Genomic DNA, 248 nt, shown 5'->3' with positions numbered 1-248 from the left:
AGCCGCCAACAGCAGTAAATCGCTGGAGATCATGGATGTGAATCCACAGGCCGTCATTGCCGAAATGGAGAAACATCAGGTCCAGTGGTTAATTCACGGTCATACTCACCGTCCGGCTGTCCACGAACTCACGGCCAATGAGCAACCCGCTTTCCGCGTGGTGTTAGGTGCCTGGCACACCGAAGGTTCGATGATTAAAGTCACACCTGACGACGTTGAACTGATCGCTTTTCCGTTTTAATTCCTGC

The 248-nt window shown here is 52.0% G+C and carries 1 pseudogene; it reads left to right on the top strand.

What is annotated here, in order from left to right:
• A pseudogene (locus JTI85_RS21315) lies at positions 1–241 on the top strand (UDP-2,3-diacylglucosamine hydrolase); the annotation flags it as partial.
• Positions 242–248 lie beyond the last annotated feature (7 nt).

It is taken from the genome of Citrobacter sp. Colony219 (genome assembly GCF_019382635.1).
In the GTDB taxonomy this organism is placed as follows: Bacteria; Pseudomonadota; Gammaproteobacteria; order Enterobacterales; family Enterobacteriaceae; genus Citrobacter; species Citrobacter youngae.
This window is presented reverse-complemented; position numbering and strand designations above follow the sequence as displayed.